Origin of the sequence: Luteimonas sp. gir (assembly GCF_037198055.1) — a bacterium.
GTDB classification, from domain to species: Bacteria; Pseudomonadota; Gammaproteobacteria; order Xanthomonadales; family Xanthomonadaceae; genus Luteimonas; species Luteimonas citri_A.
In genome coordinates, this window is record NZ_JBBAXQ010000011.1 from 35,902 (window position 1) to 55,508 (window position 19,607).

General features: G+C 69.3%; 18 protein-coding genes. 8 read left to right on the plus strand and 10 right to left on the minus strand.

What is annotated here, in order from left to right; translation table 11 throughout:
• Positions 1 to 2 precede the first annotated feature (2 nt).
• Positions 3 to 434, plus strand: a complete 432-nt coding sequence (locus WAF18_RS13505; RefSeq protein WP_337245571.1) for a hypothetical protein — start codon at positions 3 to 5, stop codon at positions 432 to 434.
• A gap of 141 nt (positions 435 to 575) precedes the next feature.
• Here WAF18_RS13505 and WAF18_RS13510 read toward each other — a convergent pair whose 3' ends face one another.
• Together WAF18_RS13510 and WAF18_RS13515 are read right to left on the minus strand one after the other, a co-directional pair.
• Positions 576 to 863 (minus strand): DUF3247 family protein, encoded by a 288-nt coding sequence (locus tag WAF18_RS13510; RefSeq protein WP_337245572.1) that lies wholly within the window; start codon positions 861 to 863, stop codon positions 576 to 578.
• A gap of 70 nt (positions 864 to 933) precedes the next feature.
• The gene (locus WAF18_RS13515) at positions 934 to 1,662 is read right to left on the minus strand and encodes a Crp/Fnr family transcriptional regulator (protein WP_337245573.1); all 729 of its coding nucleotides are present in this window, start codon (positions 1,660 to 1,662) and stop codon (positions 934 to 936) included.
• A 197-nt stretch (positions 1,663 to 1,859) separates the two neighbouring features.
• On the opposite strand from WAF18_RS13515, the gene WAF18_RS13520 reads away from it, so the two are divergent.
• Positions 1,860 to 2,048, plus strand: a complete 189-nt coding sequence (locus WAF18_RS13520; RefSeq protein ID WP_337245574.1) for a hypothetical protein — start codon at positions 1,860 to 1,862, stop codon at positions 2,046 to 2,048.
• Positions 2,049 to 2,184: 136 nt separating this feature from the next.
• Complete coding sequence (locus tag WAF18_RS13525) at positions 2,185 to 4,503, plus strand: FdhF/YdeP family oxidoreductase (RefSeq protein WP_337245575.1); 2,319 nt, start codon at positions 2,185 to 2,187, stop codon at positions 4,501 to 4,503.
• Between the two features lie 59 nt (positions 4,504 to 4,562).
• Here WAF18_RS13525 and WAF18_RS13530 read toward each other — a convergent pair whose 3' ends face one another.
• From WAF18_RS13530 to WAF18_RS13540, 3 genes are read right to left on the minus strand one after another with little or no spacing between them, the layout of a single operon-like run.
• A complete protein-coding gene (locus WAF18_RS13530) occupies positions 4,563 to 5,633 on the minus strand; it encodes a glutathione synthetase (RefSeq protein WP_337245576.1) in 1,071 nt (356 codons plus the stop codon).
• Positions 5,630 to 6,850, minus strand: coding sequence for a tyrosine/phenylalanine carboxypeptidase domain-containing protein (locus WAF18_RS13535; RefSeq protein WP_337245577.1), 1,221 nt, complete (start codon positions 6,848 to 6,850; stop codon positions 5,630 to 5,632). The genes WAF18_RS13530 and WAF18_RS13535 overlap by 4 nt, the downstream gene beginning before the upstream one ends.
• Complete coding sequence (locus WAF18_RS13540) at positions 6,847 to 7,704, minus strand: N-formylglutamate amidohydrolase (RefSeq protein WP_337245578.1); 858 nt, start codon at positions 7,702 to 7,704, stop codon at positions 6,847 to 6,849. The genes WAF18_RS13535 and WAF18_RS13540 overlap by 4 nt, the downstream gene beginning before the upstream one ends.
• 161 nt (positions 7,705 to 7,865) lie before the next feature.
• Here WAF18_RS13540 and WAF18_RS13545 point away from each other — a divergent pair, with 161 nt between their 5' ends.
• From WAF18_RS13545 to WAF18_RS13555, 3 genes are all read left to right on the plus strand, one after another.
• Positions 7,866 to 10,013, plus strand: a complete 2,148-nt coding sequence (locus tag WAF18_RS13545) for a S46 family peptidase (RefSeq protein WP_337245579.1) — start codon at positions 7,866 to 7,868, stop codon at positions 10,011 to 10,013.
• A 19-nt stretch (positions 10,014 to 10,032) separates the two neighbouring features.
• Entirely contained in the window at positions 10,033 to 10,923 is an 891-nt protein-coding gene (locus WAF18_RS13550; RefSeq protein ID WP_337245580.1) for a pseudouridine synthase, read from the plus strand.
• A gap of 70 nt (positions 10,924 to 10,993) precedes the next feature.
• Positions 10,994 to 12,553, plus strand: coding sequence for a calcineurin-like phosphoesterase C-terminal domain-containing protein (locus WAF18_RS13555; protein ID WP_337245581.1), 1,560 nt, complete (start codon positions 10,994 to 10,996; stop codon positions 12,551 to 12,553).
• Positions 12,554 to 12,632: 79 nt separating this feature from the next.
• Here WAF18_RS13555 and WAF18_RS13560 read toward each other — a convergent pair whose 3' ends face one another.
• Together WAF18_RS13560 and WAF18_RS13565 are read right to left on the minus strand one after the other, a co-directional pair.
• Positions 12,633 to 13,205, minus strand: coding sequence for a response regulator (locus tag WAF18_RS13560; protein ID WP_337245582.1), 573 nt, complete (start codon positions 13,203 to 13,205; stop codon positions 12,633 to 12,635).
• Complete coding sequence (locus WAF18_RS13565; protein ID WP_337245583.1) at positions 13,202 to 14,443, minus strand: ATP-binding protein; 1,242 nt, start codon at positions 14,441 to 14,443, stop codon at positions 13,202 to 13,204. The genes WAF18_RS13560 and WAF18_RS13565 overlap by 4 nt, the downstream gene beginning before the upstream one ends.
• A 107-nt stretch (positions 14,444 to 14,550) precedes the next feature.
• Between WAF18_RS13565 and ispG the strand changes: the two genes are divergently transcribed.
• Together ispG and WAF18_RS13575 are read left to right on the plus strand one after the other, a co-directional pair.
• Positions 14,551 to 15,849 carry a flavodoxin-dependent (E)-4-hydroxy-3-methylbut-2-enyl-diphosphate synthase gene (gene ispG / locus WAF18_RS13570; RefSeq protein ID WP_337245584.1) on the plus strand — a complete coding sequence of 433 codons (1,299 nt, stop codon included), beginning with the start codon at positions 14,551 to 14,553 and terminating at the stop codon, positions 15,847 to 15,849.
• Positions 15,839 to 16,546 carry a phosphatase PAP2 family protein gene (locus tag WAF18_RS13575; RefSeq protein ID WP_337245585.1) on the plus strand — a complete coding sequence of 236 codons (708 nt, stop codon included), beginning with the start codon at positions 15,839 to 15,841 and terminating at the stop codon, positions 16,544 to 16,546. The genes ispG and WAF18_RS13575 overlap by 11 nt, the downstream gene beginning before the upstream one ends.
• A gap of 61 nt (positions 16,547 to 16,607) precedes the next feature.
• On the opposite strand, the gene WAF18_RS13580 is transcribed toward WAF18_RS13575, so the two are convergent.
• The 3 genes from WAF18_RS13580 to sbcB all read right to left on the minus strand — a co-directional run bounded on the left by WAF18_RS13580 (position 16,608) and on the right by sbcB (position 19,361).
• Entirely contained in the window at positions 16,608 to 17,141 is a 534-nt protein-coding gene (locus WAF18_RS13580; RefSeq protein ID WP_337245586.1) for a DUF2939 domain-containing protein, read from the minus strand.
• A gap of 79 nt (positions 17,142 to 17,220) precedes the next feature.
• A complete protein-coding gene (locus tag WAF18_RS13585; RefSeq protein WP_337245587.1) occupies positions 17,221 to 17,907 on the minus strand; it encodes a DUF2461 domain-containing protein in 687 nt (228 codons plus the stop codon).
• Entirely contained in the window at positions 17,904 to 19,361 is a 1,458-nt protein-coding gene (gene sbcB, locus WAF18_RS13590; protein ID WP_337245588.1) for an exodeoxyribonuclease I, read from the minus strand. The genes WAF18_RS13585 and sbcB overlap by 4 nt, the downstream gene beginning before the upstream one ends.
• Positions 19,362 to 19,607: the final 246 nt, after the last annotated feature.

Sequence of the window (19,607 nt, forward strand, 5' to 3'; positions counted from 1 at the left end):
CGGTGTCGCTGGCCGCCTGCCAGCCGAGCGGCGAGACTGCCGCACGTTCCGACCCATCGGCGGCGACCGAAGACGTCGGCGAACGCGCCGAGGTCGCGGCCGTGGAGGGGGATGTCGTCGTCTCGACCAACGAGCCGTTCTGGCAGGCCCGGATCGAAGGCGACACGGTCTTGGTCACCGGCATCGACGGGCCGGCACGCCGGTTCGCGAACGCGTCGTCGTCGATGACCGCGGATGGTCGGCGCATCGAGGCCCGGGACGACGCAGGCGAGGTGGTCCTCATCGTCCGCCGCATGCGCTGCGAGGACGACATGTCCGGCGCACGGTTTCCGCTGACGGCGTTGCTGACGCTCGACGGCGACGGTCCCCGCCACGGATGCGCGCGGCCGGCATCGATGCCGCCACCGCAGCCGACCGACGCCGCAGCGCCATAACCGTCCGATGTCGACCGGGAGGGCGAGGCCACGGTGGCGTGTGGGCGCGAATGCGCCGGCGCGCGAGCTGTTGGACGATGGTGCGGCCTCTCGCTTGAGCCGGCTGCGCAAGGGCAGGTCGCTTGTCGCGCGCCTGCAGGCTCAGGCGCTGCCGATCTGTTCGATCGCGATGATGTCGCCGACCCAGACGTAGTGCGGCACCGCCGGGTCTTCCAGGTCGTCGAGCCGCAACCGCGCATTGTGGCCTTCGTCGCCGTCGGCGGTGCGGAATGTTTCCAGTGTCGGCCGCACCGACACGACGCCTTCGACCTGGGTGCCGTCGGCCAGGGTCACCTGGACGATGGCTTCGTCATGCAGCAGTCGGATATGACGTTCGAGCGCATCGATCTCGGTGCGCGCGACGTGGATGCGCGGCGGCGTCTGGCTCATTGCAAACCTCCGGTCGGGAGGCCGCATGATGCCGCAGCGCCAGGCCAACGGCGGGTGAGGACGGCCTGCTTCAGCGCTCGGGTTCGAGCGGTTCGCGCAACAGGCGGTCGTACTCGCTGCGGATGACCTCGTAGCACTCGCAGGCGCGGTCAAGCAGCGAGGCCGGCTCGAGCACCTGGATCAGCCCCCGGCTATAGCGGATGCATCCTTCGTCCTGCAGCCGGCGTGCGGCTTCGGTCACGCCCTCGCGGCGCACGCCCAGCAGGTGCGCGATCTGCTCCTGGGTCATCTTGATCTCGGTGGTGCCGATGCGATCGTTGACCAGCAACAGCCAGCGCGACAGCTGGCGGTCCACCGTGTGGTGGCGATTGCAGACCCCGGTCATCGCCGTCTGCGTCAGCAGCGCCTGCATGTAGCGCAGAATGATGGCCTGGAACGCGCCGCCGAGCTGGAACTCGCGCTGCGCGGCCTCGGCCCGGAGCGCAAGCGCTTCTCCACCGACCTGGACCACTGCGCGCAACGGCACGCTGCGTGCGCCGGCCAGCAGGCCGGCGCCGACCACGCCCTCGTTGCCGATCATCGCCACTTCGCTGGTGTCGCCGTTTTCCAGTGCGTACAGGATCGAGACGATGCCCTCGCGGGGGAAATACAGCGTGGAGCGGCTTGCGCCCGCCTCGTGCAGGACCTTGCCCACCGGCAGCTCGACCAGCTGCAAATCCTTGCCCATGCGATCGCAGACCTCCGGCGGCAGGTCCTGAAGCAGTCCATTGAGCGGCGCCCAGGGCGCATTCCTGTTCATGCGGTGCACTTGGATCCGAAGCATTCAGTAAACGATGGATTCTCGTTGCTGAATGGGGTGTCGTATGTGCGAAACCGCGCATACGCAGGCTGAATACGTTCGGTATCGCACAGACCCGCCGAGCACAAGGTTGCAAGCTCGAGGCAGGCTGCCGCGGATGGTGTGGCCTCGGGGATCGCAGACGACAGGAGCGTCGCATGGGCACCGATGATGTCGAACTGTGTTGCATCTATGGACAGATGGCGCGCGAGTACCTGGGCACAGTGCCTTGGGAGGACTGCGCCGCGCGCCTGGAGGCTGGTTGGTTGCGCTTGCGCCACGACGACAGCGTGGCCTGGGACGAGGCCGAACCGTTGATCCGCGCCTTCTGGGAACTCGCCGATTGAGTGTCTGCCTGCCATGGCAACGTACTGTCCGGGTGACATGGGTCTGGTCACATCGAGGTGTTCACCGCGATGTGTTCACGTATGCGTGAGCGCCGGCGCGTTAGCGTCAGCTGTCATTCGCTCGTAAGGACGGACGATGGCACAGATCCGGATCGGCGGCTACGAAGGCCCCGCAGGCGGTTGGGGCTCGGTCCAGTCGCTGGCGCGGCACGGCCTGGGTCCCGACGCTCCCAGTGTCGAAGGCGCGCGCCAGTTGGCGCGGCAGAACAAGGTTGACGGCTTTGCCTGCGTCAGCTGCTCTTGGGCCAAGCCTGCCCAGGCGCACGCCTTCGAGTTCTGTGAGAACGGCGCCAAGGCGACGATGTGGGAACTCGACGAAGCGCGCGCCGACGCCGCGTTCTTCGAGGCCCACTCGCTGTCCGAACTGCGGCAGTGGGCCGACTACGACCTAGAAGCGCAAGGCCGATTGGTCGAGCCGATGTGCTACGACGCGCAACGCGATCGCTATGTGCCGATCTCGTGGGAAGACGCCTTCGCGCTGATCGGGCGCGAGCTGCGCGCGCTCGAACCCGAGCGTGTGGTGTTCTACGCGTCCGGCCGTGCGTCGCTGGAGACCTCGTACATGTACGGGTTGCTGGCGCGTGTCTACGGCAACAACAACCTGCCCGACAGCTCCAATATGTGCCACGAAAGCACGTCGGTGGGACTGCCCAGAAGCATCGGCGTGCCGGTGGGCACGGTGTTGCTGGACGACTTCGAGCATTGCGATTGCATCCTATCGTTCGGCCAGAATGTCGGCGTCAACAGTCCGCGCATGCTGCATCCGTTGCAGGACGCCAGCCGGCGCGGCGCGGAGATCATCACCTTCAATCCGCTGTACGAGCGCGGCTGGGAGCGGTTCACCAATCCGCAGGAGCCGTTGGCGATGGCGACCGGCCAGTCGACGCGGATCAGTAACGCCTACTTCCAGGTGCGGGCCGGCGGCGACCTGTCGGTGCTGCAGGGCATCGCCAAGGCCGTGCTGGCGCTCGACGATGCCGCGGTGGCGGCCGGCGAGGCGCGCGTGCTCGACGTGGACTTCATCGCCGAGCACACGCATGGCTTCGAGGCGTTCGCAGCGTCGCTGCGGGCCAGCGACTGGGCGGAGCTGGAGCGCGAATCGGGCCTGTCGCGGGCCGACATGGAAGCCGCCGCCGGTGTCTATGCGCGCGCCAAGGCCACCATCCTGGTCTACGGCATGGGCCTGACCCAGCATCGCCACGGCGTCGACAACGTCCGCATGCTGTGCAACCTGGCCTTGATGCGCGGCAATGTCGGCCGCCCGGGCGCCGGCATCTGCCCGGTGCGCGGTCACTCCAACGTCCAAGGCCAGCGCACGGTCGGTATCTCCGAAAAGCCCGAGCTGGTACCGCTCGACCGCCTGGAGGCGCAGTACGGGTTCCAGGCGCCGCGCAAGAAGGGCCGCGATACGGTCTCGACCGTCGAGGGCATTCTCGACGGCTCGGTCCATGCATTCATCGGGCTGGGCGGCAACTTCGCACGGGCCGCACCCGAGACCGGGCCGCTAGAGGCGCACTGGGGCAACATGGCGCTGACCGTGCAGGTGGCCACCAAGCTCAACCGCAGCCATTTGCTGTGCGGGCGTACCGCGCTGTTGCTGCCGTGCCTGGGCAGGCTCGAGCAAGATGTGCAGGCGAGCGGGCCGCAGCGGGTCACTGTCGAGGACAGCACCACCTGCATCCACGGCTCGCTGGGCACCAGTCGTCCGGCCAGTCCGCATCTGCGCTCGGAACCGGCGATCGTCGCCGGCATCGCGCTGGCGACGGTCGCCGATCGATCGCAGGTGCCCTGGCAGGCCTGGGTGGACGACTACGCCAAGATCCGCGACGCGATCGAGGCGACCTATCCCGAGCAGTTCCCGGATTTCAATGCGCGGCTGCACGTGCCCGGCGGTTTCCCGCGTCCGGTCGCGGCGCGCGAGCGGCGCTGGCAGACCGAAAGCGGCAAGGCCGAGTTCCATGTGCCGGAGGTGCTGTCGGCGACCGGCTTCGAGGATCGTCCCGGGCGCTACCGGCTGCTGACGGTCCGCAGCAACGACCAGTTCAACACCACGGTCTACGGCTATCGCGACCGGTTCCGCGGGATCGAGGGCACGCGCCGCGTTGTGCTGATGAATGCCGACGACATCCGTGCGCTCGGCATCGAGGAGGGCGAGCAGATCGCGCTGGTCACCGATGTCGACGATGGTGTGCGCCGCGAAGTCGGCGGCCTGCGCGCGGTGCCGTATCTGATTCCGTCCGGGTGCATCGCCGCCTACTATCCCGAATGCAATCCGCTGATCCCGGTCGCCCACCACGCGATCGACAGCCACGTGCCGGCCGCGAAATCGGTGCCGGTCCGGATCGTGCGCGGACGCAGCGATGCGCCGGTGCCCGCCGGCCCGGCCCCGGAATGATTGGTTGTCGTTGAGGCGGTGCGCGCCGCACGGTCCTGCCACCGTGCGGCGTGCGGCTTTTAGAGCATCGCCAGTTCGGCGTTGCCGAGCGTGCGGCCGTAATGGCGACGCAGACGCAGCTTGCGCTCGAGGTCGTCGAGGATCGCGCCGCTGAAGTCCAGGCCGGTCAGCTCTTCGACCATGTTGATCCCGCCCGGCGTGTCGACGTTCACTTCCATCAACTTGTTGCCGACGATGTCCAAGCCGACAAAGTACATGCCGTCACGGATCAACTTCGGTGCGACCAGCTCGGCCAGGCGCAACGCGTCGGCATCGGGCACCGCCATCTCGTACTTGCCGCCGGCGCTGATGTTGCTGCGTGCATCGCCGCTGTCGTTGTAGCGGCGGATGCAGGCATAGGTTCCATCGACCTCCAGAGGGCGGCCGTTGAGCATCAGCAAGCGCAGGTCGCCGTTCTTGGCGCCGGGCAGGTATTCCTGCGCGATCGCGTAGCCGTCGCGGGTCACCGCATCGATCATCTGGTTGAGGTTGCCGGCGCCGTTGCCGTCGACGACGAATACGCCCTGGCCGCCAGATCCCTGCAACGGCTTGATCACGCCGCAGCCGTCGTGGGCGGCGAGGAAGGCCTTGATCTCCTCGGCGTCGCGGCTGATGCAGGTGACCGGGCGTACGTCCTCGGGGAAATGCTGGAAATAGGTCTTGTTGGACGCGTCGGTCAGGTGCGTGGGGTCGTTGACGACGAGCACATCGTGCAGCGCCACCAACTGAGCGAACAGCAGCGCGCTGCTCGGCGCCCATGGGCGTTCGACCAGTTCTTCGGCCGGGTCGCTGCGCAGCATCAGCACATCCAGGTCCTGCACCGAGATCCGTTCGGTCTGACGCTCGGGACCCTGGAGGTCGGCGAGCAGCGCACGATCATCTTCGTAGCGTTCCAGGCGCGGAATGCGTGCGCAGGCGCGGATGGTGCCGCCAGCATCGTAAGTGAAGTCGCCCAGGCCGATCAGCGCGACCTGATGGCCGCGATGGACCGCCTGACGCGCGAGGCGAATGGTGGTGTAGTTGTCCTGCTCGGTGTCGACGTCGTTGACGACGAAGCCCAATCGCATCGGGGCGTGCTCGCTGGCGCTCATGGTGTGGGTTCCGGGGGGCGGTGGGTCTGATGGAGGCATTCGACCGGCGTGCGGCGGCATGCGTCGAGACGGGCGGAAAAATCGTCGGCCGCGGCGTAGCGCGGCAGCAGTGCGGGCGGCACCACCCAGCCGTCATCGACCAGGCTCTCGAGCAGCTCCAATTGCGACAGGGCGAACTTGCCCAGGAACAGCGCATCGAACTCGCCGTCTGCGGCCAAATACGCCAACAGGTCGCGCACCCCGCGCAGATAGACCGCGTCCTTGGTCAGTCCGCCGCCGCGGCGCGCACGCAGTGCTACATCGAAGGCATCGTCGGTCGGCAGCGCATGGTGGGTATGCAGCCGGTCGAAGATCGCCGGCAGGCCCTCGCCGTTGGCGGCCATCGCTGCGGCGACCACACGGGCGGCGAGCACGCGCAGGCGTTCGCCGGGCAGGTAGCCGGCGAGAAACTCCGCCAGGACGCCCAGGCCTTCCTGGGTCGGGTCGTACTGCGCCAGCCCGACCTGCAATTGACGCAGCGCCTGCTGCTGGCCGTTGTGACGGGTCACGACATGCGTGCCGATTTCGTGCTGGATCAAGGGATCGACGCGCGCGTGCGGCAGACGGATGTTGCCGTCGATGTAGAACGTGCCGTGGGACACCATCAGCATCGAGCTGATGTCGGTATCGACCACGACCTCGATATGGAAATCGGGCGCCTGTGCGCGATACCAGTCGATCTCCGACTCCACCGCCGCGCGCACGTCGTCGATGCCGGCATCGGCCACCAGCGGCTCGCCGGCCGGGACGTCGGCGAGGATGCGTCGGGCCAGGTCCAGCAGATCGGACTCGACGGCGCCGAACAGCGCGATGCTGGCGGCGATGAAGTCCGGTTGGTCGCGCGCCTGGACCAGGTCGATCATGCGGCTGAGTTCGCGTTGTTTCTCGGCCAGCAGGGCCTGCAGGGCGGGCGGCGCGACCTCGCCGATCGGCAGCGCATCGAGCGTGCGGCGGGCGGCCGCCAGATCGGTCTCCAGATCGACGTAACGCAGTTGCGGCTCGACCATCCGACCGGTGGCGTCGAACTGGCGCCACAGGGCCTCGCCGTCGAGCGGTGACAGGGCGATCAGCCAGTCCAGTTGCGCGTCCATGCGCGCCAGCGTTGCGTCGATCTGCGCCGCTACCGGGGGCAGGGCGCGCGCCCGGGGCCGGGCCATCGCGATGGCGTCGGCGCTCATGCCAGGAACTCCGGACGGACCGCCTCCACGGCCTGCTGCAGCCCGTCGCGCAGGGCATAGAGCGCGGGGATGTCGACCTGCCCGGTCCATTCGTCCATAAAGATCTTCTTGTACTCGGGCGAGATCGTGCAGACGCGATCGCCCCAGTGCGCATAGACCCATTCGGGGAAATGGCCGCCGGTCGGGAACCGCACATTGCAGCGCACGTCGGGCAGCACGCCACGCACCGGATGCCGACGCAGTACATTGGCGAAGCGGCGCGCGGTGCCGCCCCAGCGGGCGTGGTCGAGCGTGGTCACGCCCAGCTCGATATCTGGATTGTCGGCCTGCGGCGCCGGATCGGCGTGGGCGTCGTCGCGGCGATGGTTGTAGCTGTGGAGGTCGATCAGCAGGGCACAGCCCCAGCGGTCGACGGTCCGATCGATCAGCTCGCCGACCATCGCGTAGAAGCGGTCGTACAGCGCCAGCGACGCTGCGCGTTCGGCCTCGGTCAGCGGCGAAGCCCAGACCTGCAGGCCCCAAGCCGCCTCGGGCGTGGCGTAGATGGCCTGGTCGCGGGGCCGGTTGAGGTCGACCTCGAAGCGCGAGGTGCGCACACGCAAGCGCACATCGCCGACCTGGCCGAGCAGACTGGTCAGTGGATCTTCTTCGCGCCAACGCGCGTCCTCGTCGAGCGCGACACGATCGTGCAATGCCGGACGCAGCAAGTGACCGTCGTGGATCGCAGTCGTGATGACCGGGCCGTCGGCGGCGATCAGATCCCAGGCATCCTCGCGTAGCCGCAGGGCGGGCGGGGTGCTCGGAGTCAGGAACGTTTCGGAATGGGGGCGACGTGGATCGGGAGCGACTGGCATGGCGCGCATGCTCGCAAGCTGCCTATGATGTGGACGTGACCGCACAGGTCGCTGCGCTTGACGGGGCATTAACCGTGGGCGTGACCGATGGGCGTTGTCGGCGCGCGCCGGGCTGGCTATGGTCGCCGACTGTGCCGTCGTGCTCTTTTCGGATCCTCGCCATGCTTTCCAAACGCCCACTGACTGCCGCCCTCGCGGCCGGCCTGCTGTTGTCCGCCACCGCCCATGCCGATGAAGGCATGTGGTTGCCCGGTCAATTGCCCGATATCGCCGCGCAGATGCGTCAGGCCGGTTTCCGTGGCGACGCGCGGGCGCTGGCCGACGTGACCCGCCCGCCGCTCAGCGCGGTGGTCCGCGTTGGCGGTGGCACCGGCGCCTTCGTCTCCGGCGATGGCCTGCTGTTGACCAATCACCACGTCGCCTACGGCGTGATCCAGTACAACAGCAGCCCCGAGCGCGACATCATCGATGCGGGCTTCATTGCCGACGGCCGCGCCGACGAACGCCCGTCCAATCCCGATTTCCGCGTGCTGGTGACCGTCGGTTTCGACCGGGTGACCGACACGGTGCTCGCCGATGCGCGCGGCCTGGACGGCCGCGCCTACCACGATGCGGTCGAGGCGGCCGGCAAGCGCCTGGTCGCCGATTGCGAGCAGGGGGGCGAGGTCCGTTGCAGCGTCGCCAACATGGACTACGGCAGCGACTTCTACCTGATCCGGCAACTGGAACTGCGCGATGTGCGCCTGGTCTATGCACCGCCGCGCGCAATCGGCAACTACGGCGACGAGATCGACAATTTCATGTGGCCCCGGCACAGCGGCGACTTCACGCTGCTGCGTGCCTACGTCGGGCGCGACGGACGTCCGGCCGACTACAGCCCGGACAACGTGCCCTATGCGCCGCCGGCGCACCTCCAGATCGCCCGCAACGGTCTGCATGCCGGCGACTACGCGATGCTCGCCGGCTATCCGGGCACGACGTTCCGCCATCGCACGGCGGCCGAGTTCGAAGCGCAGGTCGGGCAGGTGCTGCCGCAGCGGGTCGCGGTGTTCGATGCCTTGATCGCGGCCGTCGAGGCGGTCGGCCGCGACGATGCCGAAGTCCGGACGCGCTACGCCGCGCAGTTGCAGACCTTGAAGAACCGCCGCAAGCGTGCGGCCGGCGAGCTTGAGGGCCTGGTGCGTAGTGATGCGGTGCGCCAGCGTCGCGCCGACGAGGACGCGATGCTCGCTGCGACCGGCGGCGAGGACGCGCGCGACATCGCCGCGCTGCAGGCGGTGCTTGCGCAGGGCAATGCCGCCGGCGAGGGCGAGCAACTGCTCGAACTGATTGCCAGCCAGACCCAGGTGCTGCGCAGTGCGCTGCTGCTCGAGCGCCTGCGCATCGAGTCGGCCAAACCCGACGCGCAGCGCGAGCGCGGCTACCAGCAGCGCGACCACGCGCTGATCGAAGGCGTGCTGCGCCAGGCGCAGCGACGTTACGCGCCCGAGGGCGAGAAGGCGCTGCTGACGGTGCTGCTCGGCCGCTACCAGCAGTTGCCCGACGCGCAGCGGCTGCCGGCGTTCGACGCGGCGTTCGGGCGCACGCCCGCCGCCCTGGCGAGCGCGCTCGACGCGCTCTATGCAGGCACCGCGCTGGGTGAGGAAGCGCAGCGGCTGTCGCGCTTCGAGGCGGCGCGCGAGGGCCGGGCGCTGGCCCACGATCCACTCGTCGCGCTGGCCGGGCCGCTGGTCGCCGCGCAACTGCAGGCCGAGGACGCCCGCAAGACCCGCGAGGGCGAGCAGCTGCGGCTGCGCCCGGCCTATATGCGCGCCCTGGTCGCCTGGCGCGCCTCGCAGGGGCGCGCGGTCTATCCCGATGCCAATGGCACCTTGCGGGTCAGCTTCGGCCGGGTCGAACCGCTGGCCCCGCGCGATGCGGTCGCCTACGCGCCGGTCACCACGGTGGCCGGCATCGTCGAAAAGCACACCGGACAGGCGCCGTTCGATGCCCCGGCCCCGCTGCTCGATGCGATCGCGCGTGGCGACTTCGCCGGCACCGACGAGCCAACGCTGGGCAGCCAGCCGGTCAACTTCCTGACCAACCTCGACACCACGGGCGGCAACTCCGGCTCGCCGGTGCTCGATGCCCGCGGTGAGCTGGTCGGACTGAACTTCGACAGCAACTGGGAGTCGGTCAGTGCCAGCTGGTGGTTCGACCCGCGCAGCAAGCGCGCCATCCATGTCGACATGCGCTACATGCGCTGGCTGATGGCCAAGGTCTATCCGGCGCCGGCGCTGCTGGAGGAAATGGGGCTGCCGACCCGATGACCGGGGCCGGGACGCGGGCATGATACGGCGGCCGCTGCCGCTGTACGACGGCGTGTCCGCAAGCCGGTTGCAGCTGCCGCCCGGGCCCTGGCGCACGGTGCTCGAGGCCTTGTGCGCGCGGTTCCCGCAGATTCCGCGATCGACTTGGGAATCGCGCTTCGCGCGCGGACGGGTGCTGGCGGCCGACGAGGTGACGCCGCTGGCGATGGATGCGGCCTATCGCGTGGGCCTGGAGGTCGCCTATTACCGCGAGGTCGAAGAGGAGCCGATCGTCGCGGCGGTCGAGCGCATCGTGCATATCGATGCGCATCTGGTGGTCGCCGACAAGCCGCACGGCTTGCCGGTGGTGCCGGCAGGTGGCTTCGTCCGGCAGACCTTGCTGCACCGGTTGATCGAACGGCTGGACAATCCGCATCTGGTGCCATTGCACCGGATCGATCGCGCGACCGCCGGGTTGGTGCTGTTCTCGGCCGAGCCTGGAACGCGCGCGGCCTATCACGCGCTGTTTCGCGAGGGGCGCATCGACAAATCCTATGAGGCACTCGCGCCGCCGTTGCCGCATCTGACGTTCCCGTACGTTCACCGCAGCCGCATCGAGCGCGGCGTGCCATTCTTCCGCATGCGCGAATGCGCCGGCGCGCTTAACAGCGAAACCCGGATCGACGTGCGCGAGCGCATGCCCGATTGCTGGCGCTATCGGCTCGAGCCGGTCACGGGCCGCAAGCACCAGTTGCGCGTGCATCTTGCCGCGCTCGGTGCGCCGATCCTGCATGACCCCTGGTATCCGGAGCTGCGTGAGGCCGACGACCACGCGCCCATGCTGCAACTGCTCGCCGCATCGCTGGCGTTCGAGGACCCGCTCGACGGCCGTCGCCGACGCTTCGATTCCCAACTGCGCCTGCAGCCATGAGGCGGCTCGGGATCGGCGGTCAGAGGCGCGGTGCATAATCGGCGCGCTTGTTCGCTGCCGGATGTCTGCCATGTTGCGCTCGTGTTCGTTGTTGTCGTTGCCCGCCCTGCTCGCATTGCTGGGCGGGATGTCCACGCCCACGCTGGCCTGCGATAGCGGCATCGTGTTCGAGGATCGCAACGGCAATGGCCGGCAGGATGCAGACGAGCCCGGTATCGCGGCCATTGGCGTGTCCGATGGCGTGCGGATCGTCGAGACCGATGCCGACGGACGATTCGGCGGCCTGACCGGTGGTTCGGCGTTCGTCATCAAGCCGGCCGGCTACGCGCTCGCGCGCGACGGTGCGTTGCCGCGGCACTGGGCGTCGCCGGGCCGCGGCGATGATTGTCACTTTGCGCTGCGCCCGTGGCCCCCGGCCGCCGATGCGCTGGACGTGCTGGTGTTCGCCGATCCGCAAGCCGGCCGCGAGGCGGAAGTCGACTACTACGCGCGCAGCGTGGTCGCCGCAGCAGCGCGGACACCGGCGGCGCTCGGCCTGGTGCTGGGCGATGTCGGCAACGATGTGCCGGCGCTGTATCCGGCGATCAATGCCGCGACCGCGCAGCTCGATGTGCCGTGGCTGCACGTGCCGGGCAACCATGACCTGGATGTCGAGGCGACTGACGACCCCGGCTCGACGGCGTCCTATCGCGCGGTCTATGGGCCCGAGACCTATGCCTGGGAGGAGCCGCAGGCCAGTTTCCTGATGCTCGACAACGTCCTCCACCAGCCCGGCCAGCGTCCTTCTTATGTCGGTGGTCTACGCGAGGACCAGTTCGCGTTCGTCGAGGCCTATCTGGCGCGCGCCCGCACCGATCGGCTGCTGGTTGTCGGCGCGCACATTCCCTGGTTCGACACCGCCGCAGAGGGTGCGCCAGAGACCGTCCGCAGCGCCGACCGCGCGCGCTTGTTCGCGTTGTTGGCGCGCTTCCCGCGCGTGCTGCTGCTCACAGGGCACCGGCACACTCAGCGCCACGTGCGTCACGGCGCGGCGCAAGGCTGGGAGGGCGCCACCCCCTTGCACGAATACAACGTCGGCGCCGCGAGCGGGGCGTTCTGGAGCGGCGCACCCGATGCCGATGGCATTCCGGCGGCGACCATGGCCGACGGCACACCGAACGGCTTCGCCACGCTGCGCGTCCAGGCCGATGGCAGCTATCAGCTGGCCTGGCAGCCGGCACGGCTGCCGGCCGACGAGCCCGCGACCACTGCGGCGATGGCGCTGCATGCGCCGGGCGTGCTGCGCCAGGGCGCGTATCCGGCCTGGGGTGTCTACGCCAATGTCTACATGGGGCAGCCGGACACGCGGGTCGAGTACCGCATCGGCGATGGCGACTGGCGGCCGATGCGCCGGGTCGAACGCGCCGACCCGCGACTGGTGCTCGAGAATGCGCGCGACGATCTCGCCGACAGCCTGCGCGGACGCGACCGCTCGCCCGAGGCCGACCTGTCGCCGCACCTGTGGCGCGGTGCGCTCGCGACCGATCTGCCGGTCGGCACACATCGAGTGGAGGTGCGCGCGTTCGATCCCTGGCAGGGCGAACAGCGGGCATCGACGGTTTATCGGCTGGCGGCCGCGCCGGGCGATTGATCCGCGCCCGGCGCGCAGGGCCTAAGCGCGGGCGCGTATCGGCCTCGGTCAAACGCAACGGCGGCGCGCGGCCGCCGGTTCACTCCGACAGCGGGCGCCGCTCGGGGCCGGGCCGCTTGGCGAGTTTGCGCTGCAACGACCTGCGATGCATGCCGAGCAGGCGCGCGGTCGCGGAAATATTGCCGCCGGTCTCGGCCAGCGCCTGCTGAATGTGCTCCCACTCCAGCCGGTGCAGCGGGATCATCGTCGGGCTCTCGACGCTCGGCCCGTCATCGAGGTCGCTCGCGGCGGCGGTCGGCACCGGCTCGGTGTTGTGCAGGATCCGCAGCAGGGTGTCGGCCGATACCGGCTTGGGCAGGTAGTCGTCGGCGCCGCGCTTGATCGCCTCGACCGCGGTCGCGATGCTGGCGTAGCCGGTGACCAGCAGGATGCGCATGTCGGCACGGATCGCGCGCAGCGGCTCGATCAACGACAGCCCGGAGGCATCGGCGAGCTTGAGATCGACCAGCGCGAAGTCGGGCGCGATGCGCGCGGCAACCTCGAGCGCGGTCGGGATGTCGGGCGCGACCTCGCAGTCGATCCCGCGGCGGGTCAGGGCGCGCCGCAGCGCTTCCAGGTACAGGGTGTCGTCGTCGACCAGCAGGCCTTTCATCGTGTCGTTTCCTTGGGAGCGTCGGCATGGCGCGCGTCGACCGGGACGCGGAAGTGCAGCACCGCACCGCCGCCGTCCGCCTCCTCCAGGTCGAGTTCGCCACCCAGTTGTTCGATCGCCGCATGCGAAAGCGCCAGACCGACGCCGAGGCCGTCGGGCTTGCCGCTGCGGAACAGGACCGGCAGGAACGGCGCCTGGGCGTCGAATCCGGTGCCGTAATCGCGGATCGCACCATCGAGCATGCCGTCGTCGAGCTGCAGGCGCAGATCGACCTGCTGGCTGCCGTTGGCTGCGCTGGCGTCGGCGGCATTGTTGAGCAGCGCCAGCAGCAGGTGGCCGATCGTGCGGTCGACCCGCAGTTGCGGCTCGACGTTGCCGCTGCGCACCAACACCACGGTCGGACGCACGAGTTGCCAGTGGTCGAGCACCCGGCCGATATCGACCAGCCGGCTGGCGGCCGGGTCGGCGGGATTGGCGAGCGAGCGCACGCGATCGCGGCAGGTATCCACCAGCCGCCGCAGCATCGCGATGTCTTCGGCGGTGGTGGCGGGCAGGGCCGCGGTGTCGACGTCGTCGAGCACCAGCGTCATCGTGCCCAGCGGGGTATTGAGCTCGTGGGCGACCGACGCGGCGTGAGTGGCAAGCGCGAGGATGCCCTCGTTGCGGACGAAGCGGTCGCGCAGGTCGCCAAGTTCGCGTTCCCGGCGATCGCGGGCGCTCGCCAGCCGGGTCAGGAAGTACAGCACCAGCGCCACGGAGACGAAGAAGTTGACCGCCATGCCGGCCAGGTGCAGATCGAACCGGTCATGCAGGTGGGGTAAGGGCTGGCCGAAGTGCACCGACAGCATGTAGCCGCTCACGCACGACAACGCCGCGGCGACCGCCCAGGCCGGCGGCAGCGCCATCGCCGTCAGTGCGATCGGCAGCAGGAACAGCGAGGCGAAGGGGTTGGCGATGCCGCCGGTCCAGGCGACCAGCCAGGTCAGCACCGCGGTATCGACCAGCACATGCGCGAAGGCTTCGGCCGGCGCCGCATCGCGGCTGCTGCGCAGGCGCAGGTGCACCGCGACGTTGAACACCGCCAGCACCGCCACCGCGGTCCACAGCGGCCAGGCCGGCAGGCCCATGTCGAAGCCGCGCGTCGCCCACAGGATGGTCAGCGACTGCCCACCCACCGCAGCCCAGCGCAGGCTGTAGAGGGTGCGCAGCAGGGCGGTGGCGGGGGGTTGCGATTGCATGGGGCGCCATCGTAGTGCACCGGCGCGCGGGCGCCTATCGCGACGGCGCCGCGGCGACGTTTTGGCGGGCGTCAGCGCCGCTCGGGCCAAGCCGGTAAACTGCGCGGATGTCCGCCCAGCCCGACGCTCCGACGTTCTCCGATCTCCGTCCCGAATCCGCGGCCACGCCGCCGTTCGGGCCCGCGCCGCGCCGCGCCACGCGCCAGGTCCGGGTGGGCAGCGTCGCCGTCGGCGGCGATGCGCCGGTGGTCGTGCAGTCGATGACCAACACCGACACTGCCGACGTGGTGTCCACCGCGCGACAGATCGGCGAACTGTGGCGGGCGGGCTCCGAACTGGTGCGCATCACCGTCAATACGCCCGAGGCCGCCGCCGCGGTGCCGCGGATCGTCGAGCGGCTGGCGATGCAGGGCATCGAAGTGCCGATCATCGGCGACTTCCACTACAACGGTCACCAGTTGCTGGCCGGCGAGCCGGCCTGTGCGCAGGCGCTGGCCAAGTACCGGATCAACCCGGGCAATGTCGGCTTCGGCAAGAAGAAGGACCTGCAGTTCGCGCAGCTGATCGAGTTCGCGATCCGCTACGGCAAGCCGGTGCGCATCGGCGCGAACTGGGGCTCGCTCGATCAGTCGCTCGCCGCGACCCTGATGGACGAGAACGCCCGCCGCGCCGTGCCCTGGGATGCGGGGCGCGTGCTGCGCGAGGCCCTGATCCGCTCGGCAGTCGATTCGGCCGAACGCGCGGTGGAGCTGGGCCTGGGGCGCGACCGCATCGTGCTCTCGGCCAAGGTCAGCGGCGTGCAGGAGCTGGTCGCGGTCTATCGCGACCTGTCGGCGCGCTGCGATTTCGCGCTGCACCTCGGGCTCACCGAGGCCGGCATCGGCAGCAAGGGCATGGTCGCCTCCAGCGCCGCGCTGGCGCTGCTGATGCAGGAAGGCATCGGCGACACGATCCGCATCTCGCTGACCCCCGAACCCGGTGCGTCGCGCACCAAGGAAGTCGTGGTCGCCCAGGAACTGCTGCAGACCATGGGCCTGCGCGCGTTCACGCCGATGGTCACCGCATGCCCGGGCTGCGGCCGCACGACCTCGGAGTTCTTCCAGGAACTGGCCGGCGTGGTGCAGGACCATGTGCGCGAGAAGATGCCCGAGTGGAAGATCACCCACCCGGGGGCTGAGAACATGACGCTCGCGGTGATGGGCTGCGTGGTCAACGGCCCCGGGGAGTCGCGGCACGCCAATATCGGCATCTCGTTGCCGGGGACTGGCGAGGCGCCGTCGGCGCCGGTGTTCATCGACGGCGAGAAGGCCGTCACGTTGCGCGGCGAGACCATCGCCCAGGACTTCGTCGCGCTGGTCGACGAGTACGTGCACCGGACCTACGGTCGCGGTGCCGATGCCGGCTGACCACCCGCTGGCGCGCGAGGCCGCGCACGAAACCGGCGGCCTGTTGCGCCAGCACGGCTGGAAGCTGGCGCTGCTGTTTGCCGGCGTGCTGCTGCCGATGTGGGGCTTCATGGAGCTGGCCGACGAGGTCCACGAGGCCGAGGCGATCCCGTTCGACGAGCCGTTGCTGCTGTACGCCAACCAGATGGCGCGCGACGGCTTCGACCGGGTGTTTCTGTTCTTCTCGCAGATCGGCTATGCGCGCGGCGTGGTGCCGGTCGACATCGGTCTGGTCGTGCTGCTGCTGGCGCTGCGGCGCTGGCGCGATGGCCTGTTCGCGGCCTTGGCGACCGGCGGCTCGGCGCTGCTGAACCTGGGGACCAAGCAGTTGTTCGCGCGTGACCGGCCCAGCCTGTGGGAGTCGATCGCGCCCGAGGCGACCTACAGCTTTCCCAGTGGCCATGCGATGGGCTCGATGACCCTGGCATTGGTGCTGGTGCTGCTGACGTGGCCGACGCGCACGCGCTGGTGGACGGTCGCGGCGATGGCGGTGTTCGTGCCGATGGTCGGACTGTCGCGCATCTACCTGGGCGTGCATTACCCCTCCGACATCCTCGCCGGCTGGGCCGCGGCCTCGGTCTGGGTGGTCGGTGTGTACCTGCTGCTCTACCACCCGCCGCTGGGCCGCGGCGGGCGCATCGGGCCTTCGGGCCGGTAGTCAGACGACACAGTCCGCGGTCGGGGCCAGTCCTGCGACGCGTCGCCGCCAGGGGGCGGATCTACAGCGGCAACTGGATGTCCGACAGTCGCCAGCGCAGCCCCGTGCGCGTGAGCACGAAAACGATCGGCCGGCCTTCCTCGTCGCGCACGGTGGCGGTGAATCGCGACGGCGAGTGATAGCGCCAGTGCGCATCGGCCAGGGGGTCGGATACCGGCGCGCGCGCCCCACCGATCGGCGGTGTGGCGCCGCTCGACAGGTCCCACAGCCGCCGGCCACGCATCAGCGCGCTCAGTCCGATCGGCGTGACCATCATGTCCACGCCCGTGCCCACGGTGCCGCCGGCCGCCCGCAACGCGAGCGCACCGAGCAGACTCGATTGCACGTCGACACCGGCATGTCGGACCAGCGCGTCCGACAGCTGCAGACGCAGGCTCTGGCGCAATGCCGGGAAATCCACCTGCTTGGACAGCGCTCTGGAATCCTCGCGCTGGACCGCGTCCCGGATGGCGTGCATCGTCAGGAACGGCCCGGCCGCGGTATACGCCAGCAGCAGGGCGGTGACGAGTGCGGACAACCAGGCGAGCTTCTTCATCGGGCGACGGGCCGAACAGGGGGCGACACCATTGTGGGACCGCGTGCCAGCGAGCGGCTGAACACTGCCGCGCCGGGGCTCAGAACTCCAGGTCCAGCGCTGCGCACAGATAGTCGACGAACGGTGCCAGCACGGCGAGGTCGGCGGCGATCGTGCGGTCGAGGCCGGGCGCGGCCATCGCCGCATCGTCGAGCGGTCGCAGGAACGCCCAGTTGCGATGGCGCAGATCGTCGATGTAGGTGAAGTCGGCCGGAAAGCCGCGCGGCGGGCGGACCAGCATCTGGCTGTCGTCGAGCGCGAAGCGGCGCCGCAACTTGGGCGCGTGCGCGGCTGCCTTCCAACTGCCGGGGTTTTCCAGGATGAACTGGCGCACCTTGAGTTGCGTGTGGGGTTCGGGATGCCAGAGCCCGGCGCCGACGAAGCTCGCGCCCGGCTCCAGGTGCACGTAGAACGAGGGCGCGGCAACTTCGCGACGCCGCTCGTGGAACAGCCGGGCGCCCTGCCAGGTCTTGTACGGCGATTTGTCGTGCGAGAAACGGGCGTCGCGATGGATGCGGAACAACGAGCCGCCGACGGTGCGGGTGTCGGCGCGGAAATGCGGGCTGATCGCGGCGACGTCGGGCTGCAGGTCTCCGACCAGCCGCAGAAACGGCTGGCGCACGTGCGCCTCGTAATCCTTGCGGTGGGCCTCGAACCAGGCCTTGTCGTTGTGGCGCGCAAGCGCGCGCAGGAATCGGAAGCTCTTCTCGCTGAAATAGGCGGTCATGCGGGGGCGGTGGGGTAGAGGTGCGAATGCAGGCCACGGCCCCAGTCGACGAGCGCGTCGAGCAAGGCCTGGTGCGCGGGGGACTGTGCATGGTCGGCGCGCAGCGTGTCGATCTGCGTGAAGTAGCCGTCGAAGTCCTGTTCCGACGCGGTCGTACCGGGGCCGAGCCGCAGGCGGCGGTACTCGTCCCAGCGGTGGCGCTCATCCGGGGACAGTGTGTGGGGCCAGTTGCGGGCGCGGTAGCGGAACAGCAACTCGTCCAGGCGCGGGTCCTCGAAGCCGAAATCCGCCCCGTGCAGCTGCGCCGGCGGCGTGGCCCGGACCCGGGCGACCCGGCGGCGGTCGCCGTCGCCCAGGAAGCCGTCGTACAGCGAGCCGTCGGCATCCGATGGCCCATGCGCGCGCTCGGCCGCGAAGACCGCGCGGATCTTCGCCGCCAGTGCCGGACCGGCTGCGCGCAGTTGCGCGGCGCGCCGCTCGACCAGCGCCGGATCGATCGACAGACGCGCGAAATCCTCCGCGCGCAGGTGCGACCAGGCGACCAGAGCCGGGCAACGGTTGCTGTGCACTTCCTTGAGCGGGATGCGGGCGACGCCCTCGGGCAGGTCGGCGCCGCGCACGAACACGCGCGCCGCGATGGTATCGGCGTCGAGATCGAGCAGGGCGTCGGGCTCGGCGTCGAGGTCGAACACCACGATGCGGCTGTCGATCGTCGGGTGGCGCGCCAGCGGCAGCACCGGCGCTGCGCACAGCCGTGCGGCCGGATAGCGCTGGGAGACGTGCAGCACCGGACTCATCGCGACCGGGTCGAGCATCGCGGCCGCGTGGCGCTTGTCGCGCAGTTTGGCGGCGTAGTCCCACAGCCGTGGCTGGGCGCTGCGCATTCGCCGGGCCAGGCCGATCAGCGCACGCACGTCCGACAGCGCCTCGTGGGCATCACCGGTGCGCACATCGTTGGCCAGGGCCAGGTGTTCGAGCTTGAACGAGGTCGCGCCGTCGTCGCGCGTGGGCCAGACCAGCCCCTCGGGCCGCAAGGCATGCCACAGGCGCATCACATCGAGCAGGTCCCAGCGGCAGTTGCCGCCCCGCCATTCGCGCTCATAGGGATCGTGGAAGTTGCGGAACAGCCCGAAGCGGACGAATTCGTCGTCGAAGCGCAGCGAGTTGTAGCCCAGCGTGCAGGTGCGCGGGCGCGCCATCTCCTCGAAGATCCGCGCGAACGCCTCGGCCTCGGGCATGCCGTCGCGCAGCGCCTGCTGCGGTGTGATGCCGGTGATCAGTGTGGCGACCGGCGAGGGCAGCAGGTCGTCGGCCGGCCGTACGAAGAAGTCGATCGGGTCCTCGATCTGCACCAGCTCGGCATCGGTGCGGATCGCCGCGAACTGGGCGATCCGGCTGCGGCGCGGGTCGGCGCCGAAGGTTTCGAGATCGTAGAAGAGAAAGCTATCGGTCATAAGCGGTGCTGCTGGCGCCTCATTGCTGCAAGCCGTGGCGACGGCCTTATTGCCATGGGGTGCGGCGGGTTCGTCGAGGCGCAATCGTAGAAGAGAAAACTATCAGTCGTAAGCGGTGCTATCGGCCCTTCTTTGCTGCAGGCCGTTGCGACGGCCTTATTGCGATGGGGGCGGCAGGTTCGTCGAGGCGCGATCGTAGAAGAGAAAACTATCAGTCATAAGCGGTGTTATCGGCGCTTGGTTACT

What these genes read in the sequence shown, in the direction of transcription:
- WAF18_RS13510 (WP_337245572.1), bottom strand. Translation starts at nt 863, where the DNA reads ATGAGCCAGACGCCGCCGCGCATCCACGTCGCGCGCACCGAGATCGAT.
- WAF18_RS13515 (WP_337245573.1), bottom strand. Translation starts at nt 1,662, where the DNA reads ATGAACAGGAATGCGCCCTGGGCGCCGCTCAATGGACTGCTTCAGGAC.
- WAF18_RS13520 (WP_337245574.1), top strand. Translation starts at nt 1,860, where the DNA reads ATGGGCACCGATGATGTCGAACTGTGTTGCATCTATGGACAGATGGCG.
- WAF18_RS13525 (WP_337245575.1), top strand. Translation starts at nt 2,185, where the DNA reads ATGGCACAGATCCGGATCGGCGGCTACGAAGGCCCCGCAGGCGGTTGG.
- WAF18_RS13530 (WP_337245576.1), bottom strand. Translation starts at nt 5,633, where the DNA reads ATGAGCGCCAGCGAGCACGCCCCGATGCGATTGGGCTTCGTCGTCAAC.
- WAF18_RS13535 (WP_337245577.1), bottom strand. Translation starts at nt 6,850, where the DNA reads ATGAGCGCCGACGCCATCGCGATGGCCCGGCCCCGGGCGCGCGCCCTG.
- WAF18_RS13540 (WP_337245578.1), bottom strand. Translation starts at nt 7,704, where the DNA reads ATGCCAGTCGCTCCCGATCCACGTCGCCCCCATTCCGAAACGTTCCTG.
- WAF18_RS13545 (WP_337245579.1), top strand. Translation starts at nt 7,866, where the DNA reads ATGCTTTCCAAACGCCCACTGACTGCCGCCCTCGCGGCCGGCCTGCTG.
- WAF18_RS13550 (WP_337245580.1), top strand. Translation starts at nt 10,033, where the DNA reads ATGATACGGCGGCCGCTGCCGCTGTACGACGGCGTGTCCGCAAGCCGG.
- WAF18_RS13555 (WP_337245581.1), top strand. Translation starts at nt 10,994, where the DNA reads ATGTTGCGCTCGTGTTCGTTGTTGTCGTTGCCCGCCCTGCTCGCATTG.
- WAF18_RS13560 (WP_337245582.1), bottom strand. Translation starts at nt 13,205, where the DNA reads ATGAAAGGCCTGCTGGTCGACGACGACACCCTGTACCTGGAAGCGCTG.
- WAF18_RS13565 (WP_337245583.1), bottom strand. Translation starts at nt 14,443, where the DNA reads ATGCAATCGCAACCCCCCGCCACCGCCCTGCTGCGCACCCTCTACAGC.
- ispG (WP_337245584.1), top strand. Translation starts at nt 14,551, where the DNA reads ATGTCCGCCCAGCCCGACGCTCCGACGTTCTCCGATCTCCGTCCCGAA.
- WAF18_RS13575 (WP_337245585.1), top strand. Translation starts at nt 15,839, where the DNA reads ATGCCGGCTGACCACCCGCTGGCGCGCGAGGCCGCGCACGAAACCGGC.
- WAF18_RS13580 (WP_337245586.1), bottom strand. Translation starts at nt 17,141, where the DNA reads ATGAAGAAGCTCGCCTGGTTGTCCGCACTCGTCACCGCCCTGCTGCTG.
- WAF18_RS13585 (WP_337245587.1), bottom strand. Translation starts at nt 17,907, where the DNA reads ATGACCGCCTATTTCAGCGAGAAGAGCTTCCGATTCCTGCGCGCGCTT.
- sbcB (WP_337245588.1), bottom strand. Translation starts at nt 19,361, where the DNA reads ATGACCGATAGCTTTCTCTTCTACGATCTCGAAACCTTCGGCGCCGAC.